Origin of the sequence: Streptomyces cynarae (assembly GCF_025642135.1) — a bacterium.
GTDB classification, from domain to species: domain Bacteria; phylum Actinomycetota; class Actinomycetes; order Streptomycetales; family Streptomycetaceae; genus Streptomyces; species Streptomyces cynarae.
On sequence record NZ_CP106793.1, the window covers coordinates 5,176,856 to 5,195,778 of the forward strand.

Genomic DNA, 18,923 nt, shown 5'->3' on the forward strand with positions numbered 1-18,923 from the left:
GTCGTTGCCGTGCGCTCGAACGAGGGCGCGGTGGCCGAAGGATCCGCTGAACTGCGGACGACCCGCGCAGGTGACAGTGGAAGAGCTCCCGGAGTACGTGCGTCGTGACGTGCGTGCGGCCGGTCGAGTCCGCCCCGTGCGCCTGCGCCGGGGCGTTTCGTTTTCCCCAGCCCCTTCCGAGCGGTCGTCATCACCCGGAAGGAGGCCGACGCTCTATGGCAAGGCCCGACAAGGCTGCCGCGGTAGCCGAGCTCGCGGAGCAGTTCCGCAGCTCGAACGCCGCCGTGCTGACCGAGTACCGGGGTCTCACCGTGGCGCAGCTCAAGAACCTGCGCCGTTCGCTCGGTGAGAACGCCCAGTACGCCGTGGTGAAGAACACGCTGACCAAGATTGCGGCCAACGAGGCCGGGATCACGACGCTCGACGACCTGTTCAACGGTCCGACGGCGGTCGCCTTCGTCACCGGTGACCCGGTGGAGTCGGCGAAGGGTCTTCGTGACTTCGCCAAGGACAACCCGAACCTCGTCATCAAGGGCGGTGTCCTTGAAGGCAAGGCGCTGTCCGCCGACGAGATCAAGAAGCTTGCGGACCTCGAGTCCCGCGAGGTTCTGCTCGCCAAGCTGGCGGGTGCCTTCAAGGGCAAGCAGACGCAGACTGCTCAGCTCTTCCAGGCGCTCCCGTCGAAGCTCGTCCGCACCGTGGACGCTCTTCGCGCCAAGCAGGCCGAGCAGGGCGGTGCCGAGTAATTCGGCTCGCGAAATGACCGCCGCCTGACGCGACGGTCGTAGCGGGCCGAACGTACGCCCGCCATACATGTACATCCGGCACCAGCCGAATTAGTGGAAGGATCGCCCATCATGGCGAAGCTCAGCCAGGAAGACCTGCTCGCGCAGTTCGAGGAGATGACCCTCATCGAGCTCTCCGAGTTCGTGAAGGCGTTCGAGGAGAAGTTCGACGTCACCGCTGCCGCCGCCGTCGCCGTCGCCGGCCCGGCCGGCCCGGCCGCCCCGGCCGAGGCCGAGGAGGAGAAGGACGAGTTCGACGTCATCCTCACCGGTGCCGGTGACAAGAAGATCCAGGTCATCAAGGTCGTGCGCGAGCTGACCTCCCTGGGCCTGAAGGAGGCCAAGGACCTGGTCGACGGTGCGCCGAAGCCGGTTCTCGAGAAGGTCAACAAGGAGGCCGCGGACAAGGCCAAGGAGTCCCTCGAGGGCGCCGGCGCCTCGGTCGAGGTCAAGTAAGACCTCCCGCGGGTCCACCAGGACTCCGGGTCCGCACAGGGCCCGAGGGGGCCGTACGGAGCGACGCTCCGTACGGCCCCCTTTCGCATGTGCCAACACCCTCGTGGCCGGTGAGGCCCGCCGACGGCGACGGCTGTCGCTGCCCCGCCGGGACGGCGGTCCGGAAGCGGCGGCCGCCACCGCCCGGCTCCGGGAGGCGCCGCCCGGCCCCGGCGCAGGGAGCCGGACGCCTGGGACCTCTGTCAGGCGGTGCCGGGGCCGGGGACCGGGGTCGCCCGGATGCACGCCCGGATGCAGTGCGCCCCTCGCCGAGCCCCTCCGAACAGCGTTCACCCGGATGCCGTAACCCCCCGCCACCGATCCCTCGCACGCCTCACCCTCAAGGCTGTAACGCGAAGGTGCCGAGGTGCGATCATCCATCCGGGTGGTCGCTCTTCGGCGTTCCGGGGGGTCCGGTGGCGGCTGCCTTGCGTGCGTCGCCGTGGGGGGTATGGTGATCTTCGGTCGTGCCTCCCGAGGGCCCCGGTGACAGGTCGAACGTGACGATGGCAGCACCCGGTTTGGGCAAGGGGGGCCTTGACGAACCGCACGCAGCGCGCAATTCTCAGGACGCGTCGTCACTACGATCCGGATCCGAGGCATGGATCGACGACGAAGAGGGCAGTATCGATGTGCATCGAAGGCGTGGCGTGCCGCAGGTGTTGAGGGACAACGAGGGCCTCCAGGGGATGCCTGAAAACCCGCACTGGACATCAGTGTGCCTTGTGGCTACACTGACCCTTTGCGCTGCCTGTTAGCTGCCTCCTGCCCGTCACCAGGAGCACGCCCCACGCTTGAGCACCGAGCATAAGAGTCTCTGACCTGAGGCTTTCCATCTCTGTGCCCGGCGGGGACCGGGACGCGCGTAGTGAGTCCGAGCCCTCGGAAGGACCCCCTCTTGGCCGCCTCGCGCAACGCCTCGACCGCGAATACGAACAACGGCGCCAGCACCGCCCCGCTGCGCATCTCCTTTGCAAAGATCAAGGAGCCCCTCGAGGTTCCGAACCTTCTCGCGCTGCAAACCGAGAGCTTCGACTGGCTGCTCGGCAACGACGCATGGAAGGCTCGCGTCGAGGAGGCTCTGGAGAACGGTCAGGACGTCCCCACCAAGTCCGGCCTCGAGGAGATCTTCGAGGAGATCTCCCCGATCGAGGACTTCTCCGGGTCGATGTCGCTGACGTTCCGGGACCACCGCTTCGAGCCGCCGAAGAACTCGATCGACGAGTGCAAGGAGCGCGACTTCACCTACGCCGCGCCCCTCTTCGTCACGGCCGAGTTCACCAACAACGAGACCGGTGAGATCAAGTCCCAGACGGTCTTCATGGGCGACTTCCCGCTCATGACGAACAAGGGCACTTTCGTCATCAACGGCACCGAGCGTGTTGTGGTGTCGCAGCTGGTCCGTTCCCCCGGTGTCTACTTCGACTCCACCATCGACAAGACGTCCGACAAGGACATCTTCTCCGCCAAGATCATCCCGTCCCGGGGTGCCTGGCTGGAGATGGAGATCGACAAGCGCGACATGGTCGGTGTCCGCATCGACCGCAAGCGCAAGCAGTCCGTCACCGTCCTCCTGAAGGCGCTCGGCTGGACCACCGAGCAGATCCTCGAGGAGTTCGGCGAGTACGAGTCCATGCGCGCCACCCTGGAGAAGGACCACACCCAGGGCCAGGACGACGCGCTGCTCGACATCTACCGCAAGCTGCGCCCGGGCGAGCCCCCGACGCGTGAGGCCGCGCAGACGCTGCTCGAGAACCTCTACTTCAACCCCAAGCGCTACGACCTCGCCAAGGTCGGCCGCTACAAGGTCAACAAGAAGCTGGGTGCGGACGCTCCGCTGGACGCGGGCATCCTGACCGTCGAGGACATCATCTCGACGATCAAGTACCTGGTGAAGCTGCACGCCGGCGAGACCGAGACCACCGGCGACAGTGGCGACACGATCGTCGTCGAGACCGACGACATCGACCACTTCGGCAACCGTCGTCTGCGCAGCGTCGGCGAGCTCATCCAGAACCAGGTCCGCACGGGTCTGGCGCGTATGGAGCGCGTCGTCCGCGAGCGCATGACGACTCAGGACGTCGAGGCGATCACGCCGCAGACCCTGATCAACATCCGGCCGGTCGTCGCCTCCATCAAGGAGTTCTTCGGCACCAGCCAGCTCTCGCAGTTCATGGACCAGAACAACCCGCTGTCGGGTCTCACCCACAAGCGCCGTCTGTCGGCTCTTGGTCCGGGTGGTCTCTCCCGTGAGCGGGCCGGCTTCGAGGTCCGTGACGTGCACCCCTCGCACTACGGCCGCATGTGCCCGATCGAGACGCCCGAAGGCCCGAACATCGGTCTGATCGGCTCGCTCGCCTCCTACGGCCGTGTCAACGCGTTCGGTTTCGTCGAGACCCCGTACCGCAAGGTCATCGACGGCCAGGTCACCGACGAGGTCGACTACCTGACCGCCGACGAGGAGGACCGCTTCGTCATCGCGCAGGCCAACGCGCCGCTGACCAGCGACCTCCGCTTCGAGGAGAACCGCGTGCTGGTCCGCCGCCGTGGCGGCGAGGTCGACTACGTCAGCCCCGAGGACGTCGACTACATGGACGTCTCGCCGCGCCAGATGGTGTCGGTCGCGACCGCCATGATCCCCTTCCTCGAGCACGACGACGCCAACCGTGCCCTCATGGGCGCGAACATGATGCGTCAGGCCGTGCCGCTGATTAAGTCGGAGTCCCCGCTCGTCGGCACCGGCATGGAGTACCGCTCCGCCGTCGACGCCGGCGACGTCGTCAAGGCCGAGAAGGCCGGTGTGGTCCAGGAGGTCTCCGCGGACTACATCACCACGGCCAACGACGACGGCACGTACATCACGTACCGGCTGGCCAAGTTCGCCCGCTCCAACCAGGGCACCTCGGTCAACCAGAAGGTCATCGTCAACGAGGGCGACCGCGTCATCGAGGGCCAGGTCCTCGCCGACGGCCCGGCCACCCAGAACGGCGAGATGGCGCTCGGCAAGAACCTGCTGGTCGCCTTCATGCCCTGGGAAGGCCACAACTACGAGGACGCGATCATCCTCAGCCAGCGTCTGGTCCAGGACGACGTCCTCTCCTCGATCCACATCGAGGAGCACGAGGTCGACGCCCGTGACACCAAGCTCGGCCCCGAGGAGATCACCCGGGACATCCCGAACGTCTCCGAGGAGGTCCTCGCCGACCTCGACGAGCGCGGCATCATCCGCATCGGCGCCGAGGTCATCGCGGGCGACATCCTCGTCGGCAAGGTGACCCCGAAGGGTGAGACCGAGCTGACCCCCGAGGAGCGCCTGCTGCGCGCGATCTTCGGTGAGAAGGCCCGTGAGGTCCGTGACACCTCGCTGAAGGTGCCGCACGGCGAGACCGGCAAGGTCATCGGCGTGCGCGTCTTCGACCGCGAGGAGGGCGACGAGCTGCCGCCGGGCGTGAACCAGCTGGTTCGCGTCTACGTCGCGCAGAAGCGCAAGATCACCGACGGTGACAAGCTCGCCGGCCGTCACGGCAACAAGGGTGTCATCTCCAAGATCCTGCCCATCGAGGACATGCCGTTCCTCGAGGACGGAACTCCGGTCGACATCATCCTCAACCCGCTGGGTGTGCCGTCCCGAATGAACCCGGGACAGGTCCTGGAGATCCACCTCGGCTGGCTCGCCAGCCAGGGCTGGGACGTCTCCGGCCTGGCGGACGAGTGGGCGCAGCGCCTGCAGGCGATCGGCGCCGACCAGGTCGAACCGCGCACCAACGTCGCCACCCCGGTGTTCGACGGTGCCCGCGAGGACGAGCTGGCCGGTCTGCTGCAGCACACGCTGCCGAACCGCGACGGCGACCGCATGGTCCTCCCGTCCGGCAAGGCCAGGCTGTTCGACGGCCGCTCCGGTGAGCCGTTCCCGGACCCGATCTCGGTCGGGTACATGTACATCCTGAAGCTGCACCACCTGGTCGACGACAAGCTGCACGCCCGCTCGACCGGTCCGTACTCGATGATCACCCAGCAGCCGCTGGGTGGTAAGGCCCAGTTCGGTGGCCAGCGCTTCGGCGAGATGGAGGTGTGGGCCCTCGAGGCCTACGGCGCCGCGTACGCCCTCCAGGAGCTGCTCACCATCAAGTCCGACGACGTCACCGGCCGCGTGAAGGTCTACGAGGCCATCGTCAAGGGCGAGAACATCCCCGAGCCCGGCATCCCCGAGTCCTTCAAGGTGCTCATCAAGGAGATGCAGTCGCTCTGCCTGAATGTGGAGGTGCTGTCCAGCGACGGTATGTCCATCGAGATGCGCGACACCGACGAGGACGTCTTCCGCGCTGCGGAGGAGCTCGGCATCGACCTGTCCCGGCGCGAGCCGAGCAGCGTCGAAGAGGTCTGACGGGAGTCCGGCGGGCCTCCTGACCAGGAGGCCCGCCGACCCCCAGGCCCCCGTTTCAGACCAAAGACTTAACGACCCTGAGAGGGATTGACGCATAGTGCTCGACGTCAACTTCTTCGACGAGCTCCGGATCGGCCTGGCCACCGCTGACGACATCCGTCAGTGGAGCCACGGCGAGGTCAAGAAGCCCGAGACCATCAACTACCGCACCCTCAAGCCCGAGAAGGACGGCCTCTTCTGCGAGAAGATCTTCGGCCCCACCCGGGACTGGGAGTGCTACTGCGGCAAGTACAAGCGCGTCCGCTTCAAGGGCATCATCTGTGAGCGCTGTGGCGTCGAGGTCACCCGCGCCAAGGTGCGCCGTGAGCGGATGGGCCACATCGAGCTGGCCGCCCCCGTCACGCACATCTGGTACTTCAAGGGCGTCCCGTCGCGCCTGGGTTACCTGCTCGACCTCGCTCCGAAGGACCTGGAGAAGGTCATCTACTTCGCGGCGTACATGATCACGTACGTCGACGAGGAGCGCCGTCAGCGCGACCTGCCCTCGCTGGAGGCCCACGTCTCCGTCGAGCGCCAGCAGATCGAGCAGCGCCGCGACGCCGACCTGGAGGCCCGCGCCAAGAAGCTCGAGGCCGACCTGGCCGAGCTGGAGGCCGAGGGCGCCAAGGCCGACGTGCGCCGCAAGGTGCGTGAGGGTGCCGAGCGCGAGATGAAGCAGCTGCGCGACCGTGCGCAGCGCGAGATCGACCGCCTCGACGAGGTGTGGACCCGGTTCAAGAACCTCAAGGTCCAGGACCTCGAGGGCGACGAGCTGCTCTACCGCGAGCTGCGTGACCGCTTCGGCACGTACTTCGACGGCTCGATGGGTGCCGCGGCGCTGCAGAAGCGCCTGGAGTCCTTCGACCTCGAGGAGGAGGCCGAGAAGCTCCGGGAGATCATCCGTACCGGCAAGGGCCAGAAGAAGACCCGTGCTCTGAAGCGCCTGAAGGTCGTCTCCGCGTTCCTGCAGACGTCCAACAGCCCCAAGGGCATGGTCCTCGACTGCGTGCCGGTCATCCCGCCGGACCTGCGTCCGATGGTGCAGCTGGACGGTGGCCGCTTCGCGACCTCCGACCTGAACGACCTGTACCGCCGTGTCATCAACCGCAACAACCGTCTGAAGAGGCTCCTGGACCTCGGTGCCCCGGAGATCATCGTCAACAACGAGAAGCGCATGCTTCAGGAGGCTGTTGACGCCCTCTTCGACAACGGTCGTCGCGGCCGCCCGGTGACCGGTCCGGGCAACCGCCCGCTGAAGTCCCTCAGCGACATGCTGAAGGGCAAGCAGGGCCGCTTCCGTCAGAACCTGCTCGGTAAGCGTGTCGACTACTCGGCGCGTTCCGTGATCGTCGTCGGTCCGCAGCTGAAGCTGCACCAGTGCGGTCTGCCGAAGGCGATGGCGCTGGAGCTGTTCAAGCCGTTCGTGATGAAGCGCCTGGTCGACCTGAACCACGCGCAGAACATCAAGAGCGCCAAGCGCATGGTGGAGCGCGGCCGTACGGTCGTGTACGACGTCCTCGAAGAGGTCATCGCCGAGCACCCGGTTCTGCTGAACCGTGCTCCCACCCTGCACCGCCTCGGCATCCAGGCCTTCGAGCCGCAGCTGGTCGAGGGCAAGGCCATCCAGATCCACCCGCTCGTCTGCACCGCGTTCAACGCGGACTTCGACGGTGACCAGATGGCCGTGCACCTGCCGCTGTCCGCGGAGGCGCAGGCCGAGGCCCGCATCCTGATGCTGTCCTCGAACAACATCCTCAAGCCGGCCGACGGCCGTCCGGTGACGATGCCGACCCAGGACATGGTCCTCGGTCTGTTCTTCCTCACCACCGACGGCGAGATGCGCGACGTGAAGGGCGAGGGCCGCTCGTTCGCGTCCGTGGCCGAGGCGATCATGGCGTTCGACGCCGGCGAGCTCTCGCTGCAGGCGCGCGTGGACATCCGCTTCCCGGTGGGCACCATCCCGCCGCGCGGCTGGACCCCGCCGGTCCGCGAGGAGGGCGAGCCGGAGTGGCAGCAGGGTGACAGCTTCACGCTGAAGACCACGCTGGGCCGCGCGCTCTTCAACGAGCTGCTGCCCGAGGACTACCCCTTCGTCGACTACGAGGTCGGCAAGAAGCAGCTCTCCGAGATCGTCAACGACCTCGCCGAGCGCTACCCGAAGGTCGTCGTGGCGGCCACGCTCGACAACCTGAAGACAGCCGGCTTCTACTGGGCCACCCGTTCCGGCGTCACCGTCGCCATCTCCGACGTCGTCGTTCCCGAGGCGAAGAAGGAGATCGTCAAGGGCTACGAGGCGCAGGACGAGAAGGTCCAGAAGCAGTACGAGCGCGGTCTGATCACCAAGGACGAGCGCACCCAGGAACTGATCGCGATCTGGACCAAGGCGACCAACGAGGTCGCCGAGGCCATGAACGAGAACTTCCCGAAGACCAACCCGATCTTCATGATGGTGAACTCGGGTGCACGAGGCAACATGATGCAGATGCGTCAGATTGCCGGTATGCGTGGTCTGGTGTCGAACGCGAAGAACGAGACCATCCCGCGGCCCATCAAGGCGTCGTTCCGTGAGGGTCTGTCCGTGCTGGAGTACTTCATCTCCACGCACGGTGCCCGTAAGGGTCTCGCGGACACCGCTCTGCGTACCGCCGACTCGGGTTACCTCACCCGTCGTCTGGTGGACGTGTCGCAGGACGTCATCATCCGCGAGGAGGACTGCGGCACCGAGCGCGGTCTCAAGCTCCACATCGCGGAGCGCGGTGCGGACGGCGTGCTGCGCAAGGCGGAGAACGTCGAGACGTCCGTGTACGCGCGCTGCCTCGCCGAGGACATCGTCGTCGACGGTCAGGTCCTGGCCCCGGCCGGCACCGACCTCGGTGACGTCCTGATCGAGGAGCTCGTGGCCCGCGGCGTCGAGGAGGTCAAGACCCGCTCGGTCCTGACCTGCGAGTCCGCCGTCGGCACCTGCGCCATGTGCTACGGCCGCTCGCTGGCCACCGGCAAGCTGGTCGACATCGGTGAGGCGGTCGGCATCATCGCCGCCCAGTCCATCGGTGAGCCCGGTACCCAGCTGACGATGCGTACCTTCCACACCGGTGGTGTGGCCGGTGACGACATCACCCAGGGTCTGCCGCGTGTCGTCGAGCTCTTCGAGGCCCGTACCCCGAAGGGTGTCGCCCCGATCTCCGAGGCCTCCGGCCGCGTCCGGATCGAGGAGACCGAGAAGACCAAGAAGATCGTCATCACGCCGGACGACGGCAGCGACGAGACGGCCTACCCGATCTCGAAGCGCGCCCGACTCCTGGTCAGCGAGGGCGAGCACGTCGAGGTGGGCCAGAAGCTCACCGTGGGTGCCACCAACCCGCACGACGTGCTGCGCATCCTGGGCCAGCGTGCCGTCCAGGTCCACCTGGTCGGCGAGGTCCAGAAGGTGTACAACTCGCAGGGTGTGTCGATCCACGACAAGCACATCGAGATCATCATCCGGCAGATGCTCCGCCGTGTGACGATCATCGAGTCCGGCGACGCCGAGCTGCTGCCCGGCGAGCTGGTCGAGCGCTCGAAGTTCGAGCAGGAGAACCGTCGTGTGGTCCAGGAGGGCGGTCACCCCGCCTCCGGTCGTCCGCAGCTCATGGGTATCACCAAGGCCTCGCTGGCGACCGAGTCCTGGCTGTCTGCGGCGTCCTTCCAGGAGACGACCAGGGTCCTCACGGACGCGGCGATCAACGCCAAGTCCGACTCCCTGATCGGCCTCAAGGAGAACGTCATCATCGGTAAGCTCATCCCGGCCGGTACGGGCCTCGCCCGCTACCGCAACATCCGGGTCGAGCCGACCGAGGAGGCCAAGGCCGCGATGTACTCGGCCGTGGGCTACGACGACATCGACTACTCGCCGTTCGGCACGGGCTCCGGCCAGGCCGTTCCGCTGGAGGACTACGACTACGGTCCGTACAACCAGTAAGCGAGCAGCATGAACCGAAGGGCGGTCACCCCGAGTGGGTGGCCGCCCTTCGGCGTGTCCGGCGTGTCCGGCTCAGTGGCGCTGTGGCTGGAGGTACGGCTGCAGGTGGTGCAGACGGGTGTGGTAGTCCGGGTGCGAGGAGAGAAGCTTGCTGAGCGCGCTCTCCTGGACGGGGGCGCCGCCGCTCTGAGCGGTCTGTTCGGCGGTCTGCCGCTGTTCCTGCTGGTGCAGCTTGTCGAGGACGGCAGCGAGCATCGGGGCGAAGCCGAGGGCGGCCGCGTGCTCGTCGGCGCGCAGCTCGGCGCGGCGGCCGACGGCGGCGAGGGCGTAGGGCACGCCCAGGATCAGCAGCGGCAGGCCGTAGAGGGTGCTGATCGTGGCCAGGGCGACGCAGCCGATGGTCACCGCCACGACGGCGACGCCGAGGCAGCCGAACGCGCGTGACACCTTGAACACCACACCGGAGAACGCCTTCAGGAAGCGCCAGGCGACGCGACCGGGCAGCGCGTACCAGTAGCCGAGCAGCGAGGACCAGGCGTGGCCGCCGACGTGATGGCCCAGCTCGTGCGCCATGACAGCGGCCAGCTCGCCGTTGGGGAGCTGGTTCATGGCGAAACGGGTGACGCCGACGATGTGGCCGGCCGCGGCGACCGCGTTCAGGCTGTCGCTGTCCTCCACCCACAGTTCGTACGTACGGCCGTCGATACCGGCGCGGGCGGTGACCTCCCGCCAGACCGGTTCGAGTTTGGCTCGTTCTTGCGGAGTGGGGTAGCGCAGACGGAGCAGATGGCGCGCGAGGGCGCTTTCGGTGGGGCGATGGAAGACGAGTGCGCCGCTGGCCAGCCAGGCGAGCACCACCACGATGCCGAATCCACCGAAGAAGAGGGAGACCAGGCCGACGACGAAGAGGCTGCACAGGAAGTTCGGCAGGTGCAGGAGGAGGTTCCCGACCGCGGTGACGTCGGTACGGCGCTGGTCCCGTGAGATGTGCACCCGGCCGTGGTCGGTACTGATGTGGTGGGGGTGCGCCGGGTCGTCGGAGGAGAGCGCGGCCGTCGGCGGTGAGGCCGGGGGCGGGGGGACCGGCGGCGCGGTGTGGGGGTACTGGGGCGGGGACGTGGCCGTGGGCGTCGATGGACCGGCGGCGGTCTGCGGGTAGGCGGGAGCCTGCTGTGGGCTTTGGGGGTACGCGGCCGGCTGCTGTGGGCTCTGGGGGACCGGCGGCGGCGCGGTGTGGGGGTACTGGGGCGGGGACGTGGCCGTGGGCGTCGATGGACCGGCGGCGGTCTGCGGGTAGGCGGGAGCCTGCTGTGGGCCCTGGGGGTACGCGGGAGCCTGCTGTGGGCTTTGGGGGTACGCGGGCGGCTGCTGTGGGCTTTGGGGGTACGCGGGCGGGGCGGCGGCGGTCTGCGGGTAGGGCGGGGGCTGCTGGGGGATCTGCTGGGACCGGGGGTACTGCGGGGGCGGGGCCTGCGGGTACGGGGGCGGCGCCGGCTGCTGCGGGACGGTTCCTGCAGCCTCGGCGGGAGGCCCCGGGTACTCCGGTGGGGACGGTTGGGGTGCGGTCATGGCGGTTCTCGTTCTTTCCTTGATGTGCGACGGCGGGTCAGCCGATCAGCAGGGAGGCGGGGAGCAGGACCGTGCCGGCGCAGAAGGCGACGAGGCCGGCCCGGATCCACTGGTGTTTGCGGGCGGCGATCCGGCTGGTATCGGTGAGCGCCCGGGTCAGGCCGTCCGTGGGCCGGCGCTCGGTGTCGGCGAGCGCGCGCTCCAGGTGGCCGTGCCGGACCGCCTGTTGGATGTCGCCGAAGTACGACAGGGGTTGTCCCGGCGCCCAGGCGCCGGAGCGGTAGCGGGGGAGTACGGCGAGCAGCAGGGCGAACAGGGAGAACGCGAGGGAGACGGCCCCGGCCCACCACATCAGCTCCCCGGGCCCGGACAGCGCGGCCGGCGTCCACTTCCGCCCGGCGAGCAGCCCGCTGAACACCCCCGCGGTCATACCGAGCGCGGCGACGAGAACGGAGGCCTTGCTGTCGGCCCGCGCGATCTCGGCCCGCAGCTCGGAGAGCAGCCGCTCACAGAGCCGGGCCCGGTCGGCGGGGTCGGCGCCGGGTTCACCGACGCCCGGGGCCGCCGAGGGGTCGAGGGCGGTCATGTGGCGCTCTTCTCTCCGCCCCCGTCGGTGTCGTCGACGGGGGCCCTGACCACGGCCTCGGGCCGCCCGGGCTCCGTCGGGGTGCTGCCGTAGCCGGGCGGAGGCTGCCAGGCCGGGGGCGACGGGACATACGGACCGGCGGGCGGCTGCCATCCGGGCAGCCCGGGCACCGGCGGCTGGCCGACGGGCGGCGCGGGAAGGGGGACCGCGACTCCGTACGGTCCGGCGGTTCCGGGCGGCGAAGGCGGCATGCCCGGGAGCGGCGGCATGCCCGGGAGCGGCGGCACGGCCGGAGGCGACGGCGTGTGCTCGGCACCCGCGCCCGGCGCCTCCCCGGCGGCCGTACCGTCGCCCTGCGGGACCTGGCTCTGCACGGCCTCGCCCTGCACCACGCCCGCCTGCCCGGCCGTCTGCTGCACCGACCCCGGGTACACGGGTCCCGCCCCCTCGGCGAGTGGGGGCGGGCTCTGCGGGACCCCCGGGAGGCGTTGGTTGAGGATGTCGTTGACCGTGCGCAGGGCCAGTTGTTTGGGGCCCTCCAGTTCGTAGCTCTCCGCCGCGTCGCTGCCGAGCAGCTGCTTCACCAGGTCCATCTGCGCCTGGATCATGCGGAGTTGGTCGTCGCGCATGGTGGACATCACGAGGTGCGAGTCCTCCGGGTGCTGGGCCAGGTGCAGCGCCCACGCGTGCACACCGCCCTGCTGGAGGTGCCACTGATAGAAGTTGACCTTCTCCGCCTCGATCCGCTGCAACTCCAGGTCCTGCTGCCCCTGTTGCAGCGCGAGCTGGTGCTGCTGTCCGCTCGCGAGCATCGCCTGGTCGTGCTGCCACCGCTGCTGCTGGAGCAGGAGCGCCTGCTGCTGCTCCCCGTACGCCATGGCCCGTTCGATCTGGAGGGCGTCCTGCTGTCGCTGGCGGCGGTCCACCTCCACGTCGGCCTCCATGCCGCGCTGGGCCGCGTGCATCTGCTCGGCGGCGGAGTGGTCGATGGCCTGCAGCCGGTGCTGATGGCGGATGTTGGCCTTGTCCCGCTTGAGCCGCATCGTCCAGGTGACCTGCAGCCCCGCGGGCGCCCCCAGCGGCCCGAGACCGTTCATCGCCTGCAGCAGCTCCCGCTCGGCCCGCGCGCTGTCCGCGATGCCGAAGCGCCGGGTCACCGGCCGCGCCGCCTGCTGGAGCTCGCTGAGCAGCAGCCCCGGCACGTCGCGCTGTCCGCTCGCCACGAACCGCGCCGGATCCAGCACCTGCCACGACAGGTCGACCTCGGCCGTGAACTCGAACGCGTCGTTGTCGCTGGGCAGCGCCAGCTCGGAGGTGTGGGGGTGCACCCCCATGTCCACCTCGTAGACGGCGGTGTACCGGTTCGCCAGCACCTCCGCGCGGGTCGGGCGCCGGGGCGGGAGGTAAGGCTCGTAGGTGCCCTTGGGGGTGGAGAAGACGAGCGCGTGGTCGATGCGGACGAACGATCTGAGGTTGAAGTCGAAGCGTGACAGCTGGCGCACGGTGAGCACCGGGTCGATCAGCTGGGTGTGCCGGTCCGCCGACTGCTGCCAGTCGGGCTGACGGAACGTGGGCATGGCGTGTTTCCCCTCGGGACGGAACTCAGCGGGCGGGAAGCGTGGTCAGCAGCCGGGCCGCGACCGGCGGTGGCGGGTTGCCGTCCTCGCCGGACATGGTCCGCAGCAGGTGGCTCAGCCGCTGGTGCTCGGCGGCCGTGGTGACGAGCGTGGGCAGCAGCGCGGCCAGCGCCCACTCGACTGCCGTGGACCGGTCGGCGATCAGCACCCAGTCGCGCAGGACGACGAGCGCCTGCCGGGTGGTGTGCGGGTCGGCCAGGGGCGTGCCGCCACAGGCAGGGCAGGCCCTGCGCGGCGGGCCCGCCCTCGCCGGCCGCGCGGGCGTACCAGCCGAGGACCAGCGGGGTGCCGTACCGCTCGTCGTCCTCGGTGCGCCGGCAGGCCCCCACGAAGCCCCCGAGCGTGAGGTCCCGCACCGCCTGGTCGTCATCGAGGTGGCGGCGCAGTTCGGTCAGGACGCGATCGCTCGCCGAGGACAGCAGCAGCAGCTCCACGGCCTGGGCGAGCTCCTGCGCGAGTGCGCCGTCCGTGTCGTGCGGCGTGTCCTCGTACAGCCGCCGTACGGCGCCGCGCAGCGCCGCCAGGGCCTGTTCCGGGCGTTCCGGCCCGACCAGCCCGTACGCCCGTACCGCCACCCAGCGCAGCCGCTGGTCCTCGCCCGCGCACCAGGCGTCCAGGATGCGCGGGATGTTGGGGGTGCCGACCAGGTGGGCGAGTGTGAGCGCGTTGACGGCGACGAGCCGGTGCCGGAACAGCTTCGAGGTGCCCCAGGGTTCGATGACGAGGGCCATCGCGGAGGGCAGGTCGGTGCGGGCGAGGACGGCGACGGTGGACGCGGCGCGGGTACGGACCAGGGGGCGGCCGTCGTCAGCGAGCCGGCGCAGCCAGCGGATCAGGGCGGGCCGGGAGGACGGATGCCCGGTCCACACCTCGCGCAGCAGCACGAGTGAGGCCCGCTCGTCGCGGAACCTTGCCTTCTGCTGGGTGACAGGCCCCCACTCGGTGTGCTCGTCGTCCAAGTACAACTCGGCGCGGGCCAGTTGGAGGCGCTTGCCGGCATGCGTGCCGAAGACGGGGACCTCGGGGACGCGGGCCGGGTTCTCGGTCTCCTGGAGAAAGCGGTAGAGCAGGTCGCTGAGTTCGGCGGTCAGCGCGTACGGGCCGTCGTCGAAGGCGGCCAGGGCGACGAGGAACGCCTTGTCCCGCAGGTGCAGGGAGGACTCGTCCTCCTCGAACCACTCCTGCACCTGGTTCTCCAGCGACACGAGGGAGAAGCCGTCGATCGCCTCCTCGGTGACCTCTCCCGCCGCGTACCGGCCGAGCAGGCGGGCGAAGGCGGCGACCTCGCGCGGCTGGTGGCCGCGGTCCAGGAAGTCGGTCACGGCAGGGAGCGCGAGGAGTTCGGCGGTGGTCTCCTCGTCGGTGAGGGCGCGCAGACGGGCGGCGAGCACGTCGGCCGGGGCCGGCGGGCGCCACTGCTCGACGGTCACGTCCTCGAGCGCTGCGGTGGGGCCGACGGTGACCACGAGGTAGGCGTCCCGCTCGGCGAGGCGGTCGCGGGCGGCCAGCAGATGGGGCTCGCGCAGGGGCTGGTCGCCGCGGGTGGTGAGGTCGCACAGCACGTGGCCGCGGGCCGGGTGCCGGTCGCCGAACTGATCGGCCAGCGCGCTCGGGCTGGTGTCGCGCACCAGGGTGCGCACGGGGAACGCGCCGAGGCGGTGCAGCAGCATGAGGGCGGCCGTGCGGCGGCCGGAGAAGCGGGCCCCGGACAGGACCAGGACGCGGTCGTGGCGCAGCCGGTCGAGGAGGCGGTCCATGATCGGCTCCTCGGCGACGAAGCACCCGGCCAGCTCCTCCAGTGTGGCGTGCGGGACCTCGCCGGAGGCGGCCGCGGGCGCGGTGAGGCCGGGGACGGCGAGCTGGTAGACCTCGGTCTTGCTGCCGAGGAAGACATCGCCGGAGAAGTGGCCGCCGCTGATGCCCCCGTGCTGGTCGCCGACGACGCCGCCGCTGAAGCGGGCCCGGGCGCCGACGTTCATGGTGCGCGGGCTGTGGTCGACCAGGTCGCGCCGTGCCGACCAGGCGGTCTGCGGCTGGTCGCGTTCCTCCGCCTCACCGCCCTCGGGGGCCTGTCCGGTGTCGTCCGCGGCCGCGGACTCGGCCGGGGGGTGATCTGCCGAAGGCCCGTTCGCGGGGGCCGGACGCGCGGGCGCCTCGGCCTCGGGGCTGCTCATGGGCGCTCACCCCGTTCGCGGTCGCCGCCGTCCTTGCCGAGGAAGACGTCGCCGGAGAAGTGGCCGCCGCTGATGCCGCCGTACTGGGCGCCGCCGATCAGGCCGCCGCTGAAGGTGCCGCCGTGGATGTTGATGACGGGGCCCGGCGCCGGGGCTCCCCCTGATCCGGCCGGCGCCGGGCGGCCCTGCAGGGGCACCCGCGGCGCCGGGCGGTCCCCCGAACCGCCCGGCGCCTCCCCCGCCCCCGTGCCACCGTGGTCCTCCTGGTCCGGCGTGGCCGCGCCGCCGGGCAGCGGGCCGTGCAGCCATGCCTTGAGGGGCCCGTTCTTGCTGTCCACCGTCACCGGGTGGAAGGCGTCGGCCGGGATGCCGGCGTGGTCGTGGCGTACGACGCCCAGGTACAGCCCGTCGGACACGCACAGCGCGAAGTCGTCCGGCCGCTCGCGCAGGGCGTCGCGCAGCAGGCCGGCGTCCAGCAGCCGGCAGGCGTGGTTGAGGTCGGAGCCGACCCAGCCGCCGTCTTCGTCGACCGCGACGTATCCGGTGGCCAGGACCCCGCGCAGACGGATCTGCGCGGAGCTGGAGGCCATACGGTTGACCGTGCGCAGGTGCGCGGGCACGTCGTTGAGGAGGGCCCGCAGCAGGGCGGTGACCGGCGCGTTCGCGTCGATCAGCTCCATGACGGCGTCACCGCGGTCGGCCCGCAGCCGCCGGGTCTCGTCGATGCCGGCGCCGTCGAGGGTGCGGTCGGTGATGTCGTGGAGCATCCGGCGCAGATACGCCTGTTCCACGTCGTCCCGGTCGCTGAACCTCTCGATGTCCAACAGAAGGATGGTGCGGCTGACGGGGTCGGTCATGGTCGCCTCTCGAGGGGGATCGCCGTGCAGGGCAGCAGCGTGGCGGCCCGCGCAGCACCGCGGTGAGGGCGGATGACGCAGTAGAAGTGTGACCGTATGCACAGAAGGGCTTGCCGGGGCGGCGGGGGCGCGGCGGAGCCCCGGAGGGGTGCAGGGCGGAGCCCCGCGACGTGTCACGGGGAGGGGGAGTCCTCGCCGGGGTCTTGGGGTGCAGCCCCGCGCGGGGCGCAGGGGACATGGTCCCCTCGGGGTTTTCCAGGAGTGGAGCCCCTGGTGGGGGCGAAGGGGCGGAGTCCCCGGGGATGGGGGAGAGCGAGGGCGGCGGGGGCGAAGCCCCCTTACTGCTCCCGCGGGCCCGGTGGCGCCGGGGCCCCCGTCGCAGGTCCCGCCGCCGCGATCCTGCGCAGCACGTCCGGCCGGAGGATCAGCAGCGTCCGACGCCCCGTGGCCACCGCGTCCTTGTCGCGCAGTTCCCGCAGCAACCGCTGCACCATCTCCCGCGACGCCCCCACCGAGCCCGCCAACTCCTGCTTGCTCAAGGGGACGGACAGTTCGATGCCCTCGGCGGTGCGCCGGCCGTGCATCCGGGCCAGGTCCAGCAACAGCACGGCGAACCGCTCCCGCACGCTCATCGACGCGAACTCCAGCCGGCGCCGGTCCGCCGCGCGCGTGCGGTCCGCGGTCAGGCCGAGCAGCGCGAACGAGACGGCCGGCCGGTCGCCCAGGAAACCCCTGAACTTCTCGTGCTCCACCGCCACCGCCCGCACCGCCTCCAGCGCGGTCACCGTCGCCGACCGCGGCCGCCCCGTCAGCGCCGCCGACTCGCCGACCACGTCGCCGGGCCCACGCAGCGCGAGGAGTGCCTCGTAGCCGTTGGCCGCCGAGGCGGTGACCTTGGTCCAGCCGTTCACCAGGAAGAGGACGTGGGACGACGGCTCGTGCTGATGGATCAGAACCATTCGCGGGGTGAACGTCAGCTCGCGTCCGAGCGACAGCAGCGCCGACCGGTCCTCCGTCTCCAGCCGCGCCAGGAACGGCACCCTGTCGTCCAGCCCGCCGTCGTCCGGCGAGTACGCCGCTGTCCAGGTCGTTGTCATGCCCACCCCCGATCACTCCGCCCGTTCACCATGCGCCGCGGCGGACGGATCAACGTACTGAAAGCGCAAGACCGCGGTGCGTGAAAGAGCGCGATTCAGCCATCGGTGTCCGGAGCGTTGCGTATGGCCTGCGACCTGGCCGGGGGCATCCTTGAAGGGGCGTCCCCGCACCGCCGGACAAGCCAGGAGGAATCGCAGGCGGCGAGGTGAGAAATCCGGCGTGTCGTGAGGCACTCCATTTGTTTTGACCGAAGTCCTTGCGGTAGGTACGCTCAGACCTTGTGCCTGGGGTGTGCCCTGGCTCTCGTGCGTGCCTTCACACCGCACCGGGAGCCGCGACCGGCCACCGTAATCTGCGCCCTTTTCGCCTCGCGGCGGGAATCTGCGGGATTCGACACACCCGACCGCGTGGGTCGGCGACGTTCCAGGTTAGCTGTACCCATCGGCACACAGAAACCGGAGAAGTAGTGCCTACGATCCAGCAGCTGGTCCGCAAGGGCCGGCAGGACAAGGTCGAGAAGAACAAGACGCCCGCACTCGAGGGTTCTCCTCAGCGTCGGGGCGTCTGCACGCGTGTGTTCACGACCACCCCGAAGAAGCCGAACTCGGCCCTCCGCAAGGTCGCGCGTGTGCGTCTGACCAGCGGCATCGAGGTCACCGCTTACATTCCGGGTGAGGGACACAACCTGCAGGAGCACTCCATCGTGCTCGTGCGCGGCGGCCGTGTGAAGGACCTGCCGGGTGTTCGCTACAAGATCATCCGTGGCTCCCTCGACACCCAGGGTGTCAAGAACCGCAAGCAGGCCCGCAGCCGTTACGGCGCCAAGAAGGAGAAGTAAGAATGCCTCGTAAGGGCCCCGCCCCGAAGCGTCCGGTCATCATCGACCCGGTCTACGGCTCTCCTCTGGTGACCTCCCTGATCAACAAGGTGCTGCTGAACGGCAAGCGCTCCACCGCCGAGCGCATCGTCTACGGCGCCATGGAGGGCCTGCGCGACAAGACCGGCAACGACCCGGTCATCACGCTCAAGCGCGCTCTCGAGAACATCAAGCCGACCCTCGAGGTCAAGTCCCGCCGTGTCGGTGGCGCCACCTACCAGGTCCCGGTCGAGGTCAAGCCCGGCCGTGCCAACACCCTGGCGCTGCGCTGGCTGGTCGGTTACTCCCGCGCCCGTCGCGAGAAGACCATGACCGAGCGTCTCCTCAACGAGCTCCTCGACGCCTCCAACGGCCTCGGCGCGGCTGTGAAGAAGCGCGAGGACACCCACAAGATGGCCGAGTCCAACAAGGCCTTCGCGCACTACCGCTGGTAGTCGCTACCCACATCGAGACCGAGAGAAGAC

General features: G+C 69.7%; 12 protein-coding genes. 6 read left to right on the top strand and 6 right to left on the bottom strand.

What is annotated here, in order from left to right:
• The first annotated feature begins 215 nt into the window (after positions 1-215).
• From rplJ to N8I84_RS23800, 4 genes are all read left to right on the top strand, one after another.
• Positions 216-746, top strand: coding sequence for a 50S ribosomal protein L10 (gene rplJ, locus N8I84_RS23785; RefSeq protein ID WP_263231416.1), 531 nt, complete (start codon positions 216-218; stop codon positions 744-746).
• Between the two features lie 111 nt (positions 747-857).
• The gene (gene rplL, locus N8I84_RS23790; protein WP_263231417.1) at positions 858-1,241 is read left to right on the top strand and encodes a 50S ribosomal protein L7/L12; all 384 of its coding nucleotides are present in this window, start codon (positions 858-860) and stop codon (positions 1,239-1,241) included.
• A gap of 937 nt (positions 1,242-2,178) precedes the next feature.
• Positions 2,179-5,664, top strand: coding sequence for a DNA-directed RNA polymerase subunit beta (gene rpoB, locus N8I84_RS23795; protein ID WP_263231418.1), 3,486 nt, complete (start codon positions 2,179-2,181; stop codon positions 5,662-5,664).
• Between the two features lie 97 nt (positions 5,665-5,761).
• Entirely contained in the window at positions 5,762-9,661 is a 3,900-nt protein-coding gene (locus tag N8I84_RS23800) for a DNA-directed RNA polymerase subunit beta' (protein WP_263231419.1), read from the top strand.
• A 72-nt stretch (positions 9,662-9,733) separates the two neighbouring features.
• Here the strand turns inward: N8I84_RS23800 and N8I84_RS23805 are convergent, their stop codons facing one another.
• The 6 genes from N8I84_RS23805 to N8I84_RS23830 form a co-directional block, all read right to left on the bottom strand.
• Positions 9,734-11,230 carry a M48 family metalloprotease gene (locus tag N8I84_RS23805; protein ID WP_263231420.1) on the bottom strand — a complete coding sequence of 499 codons (1,497 nt, stop codon included), beginning with the start codon at positions 11,228-11,230 and terminating at the stop codon, positions 9,734-9,736.
• Between the two features lie 37 nt (positions 11,231-11,267).
• A complete protein-coding gene (locus N8I84_RS23810) occupies positions 11,268-11,816 on the bottom strand; it encodes a Pycsar system effector family protein (protein WP_263231421.1) in 549 nt (182 codons plus the stop codon).
• Positions 11,813-13,393 carry a hypothetical protein gene (locus N8I84_RS23815; RefSeq protein WP_263231422.1) on the bottom strand — a complete coding sequence of 527 codons (1,581 nt, stop codon included), beginning with the start codon at positions 13,391-13,393 and terminating at the stop codon, positions 11,813-11,815. Before N8I84_RS23815 ends, N8I84_RS23810 begins: the two co-directional genes overlap by 4 nt.
• Positions 13,336-15,627: a hypothetical protein gene (locus N8I84_RS23820; RefSeq protein WP_263231423.1), complete on the bottom strand. Its 2,292-nt coding sequence runs from the start codon at positions 15,625-15,627 to the stop codon at positions 13,336-13,338. The genes N8I84_RS23815 and N8I84_RS23820 overlap by 58 nt, the downstream gene beginning before the upstream one ends.
• Positions 15,624-16,484: a hypothetical protein gene (locus tag N8I84_RS23825; RefSeq protein WP_263231424.1), complete on the bottom strand. Its 861-nt coding sequence runs from the start codon at positions 16,482-16,484 to the stop codon at positions 15,624-15,626. Before N8I84_RS23825 ends, N8I84_RS23820 begins: the two co-directional genes overlap by 4 nt.
• Positions 16,485-16,822: 338 nt before the next feature.
• The gene (locus N8I84_RS23830) at positions 16,823-17,581 is read right to left on the bottom strand and encodes a Crp/Fnr family transcriptional regulator (protein ID WP_263231425.1); all 759 of its coding nucleotides are present in this window, start codon (positions 17,579-17,581) and stop codon (positions 16,823-16,825) included.
• A 467-nt stretch (positions 17,582-18,048) separates the two neighbouring features.
• On the opposite strand from N8I84_RS23830, the gene rpsL reads away from it, so the two are divergent.
• Entirely contained in the window at positions 18,049-18,420 is a 372-nt protein-coding gene (gene rpsL / locus N8I84_RS23835; RefSeq protein WP_003948652.1) for a 30S ribosomal protein S12, read from the top strand.
• A gap of 2 nt (positions 18,421-18,422) precedes the next feature.
• The gene (gene rpsG, locus N8I84_RS23840) at positions 18,423-18,893 is read left to right on the top strand and encodes a 30S ribosomal protein S7 (protein WP_009330725.1); all 471 of its coding nucleotides are present in this window, start codon (positions 18,423-18,425) and stop codon (positions 18,891-18,893) included.
• The last annotated feature ends 30 nt before the right edge of the window (positions 18,894-18,923 follow it).

Excerpts from the sequence above, each read along its gene's own strand:
- rplL (WP_263231417.1), top strand. The coding sequence starts at position 858 with ATGGCGAAGCTCAGCCAGGAAGACCTGCTCGCGCAGTTCGAGGAGATG.
- N8I84_RS23830 (WP_263231425.1), bottom strand. The coding sequence starts at position 17,581 with ATGACAACGACCTGGACAGCGGCGTACTCGCCGGACGACGGCGGGCTG.
- N8I84_RS23815 (WP_263231422.1), bottom strand. The coding sequence starts at position 13,393 with ATGCCCACGTTCCGTCAGCCCGACTGGCAGCAGTCGGCGGACCGGCAC.
- N8I84_RS23805 (WP_263231420.1), bottom strand. The coding sequence starts at position 11,230 with ATGACCGCACCCCAACCGTCCCCACCGGAGTACCCGGGGCCTCCCGCC.
- N8I84_RS23825 (WP_263231424.1), bottom strand. The coding sequence starts at position 16,484 with ATGACCGACCCCGTCAGCCGCACCATCCTTCTGTTGGACATCGAGAGG.
- rplJ (WP_263231416.1), top strand. The coding sequence starts at position 216 with ATGGCAAGGCCCGACAAGGCTGCCGCGGTAGCCGAGCTCGCGGAGCAG.
- N8I84_RS23820 (WP_263231423.1), bottom strand. The coding sequence starts at position 15,627 with ATGAGCAGCCCCGAGGCCGAGGCGCCCGCGCGTCCGGCCCCCGCGAAC.
- rpsG (WP_009330725.1), top strand. The coding sequence starts at position 18,423 with ATGCCTCGTAAGGGCCCCGCCCCGAAGCGTCCGGTCATCATCGACCCG.
- N8I84_RS23810 (WP_263231421.1), bottom strand. The coding sequence starts at position 11,816 with ATGACCGCCCTCGACCCCTCGGCGGCCCCGGGCGTCGGTGAACCCGGC.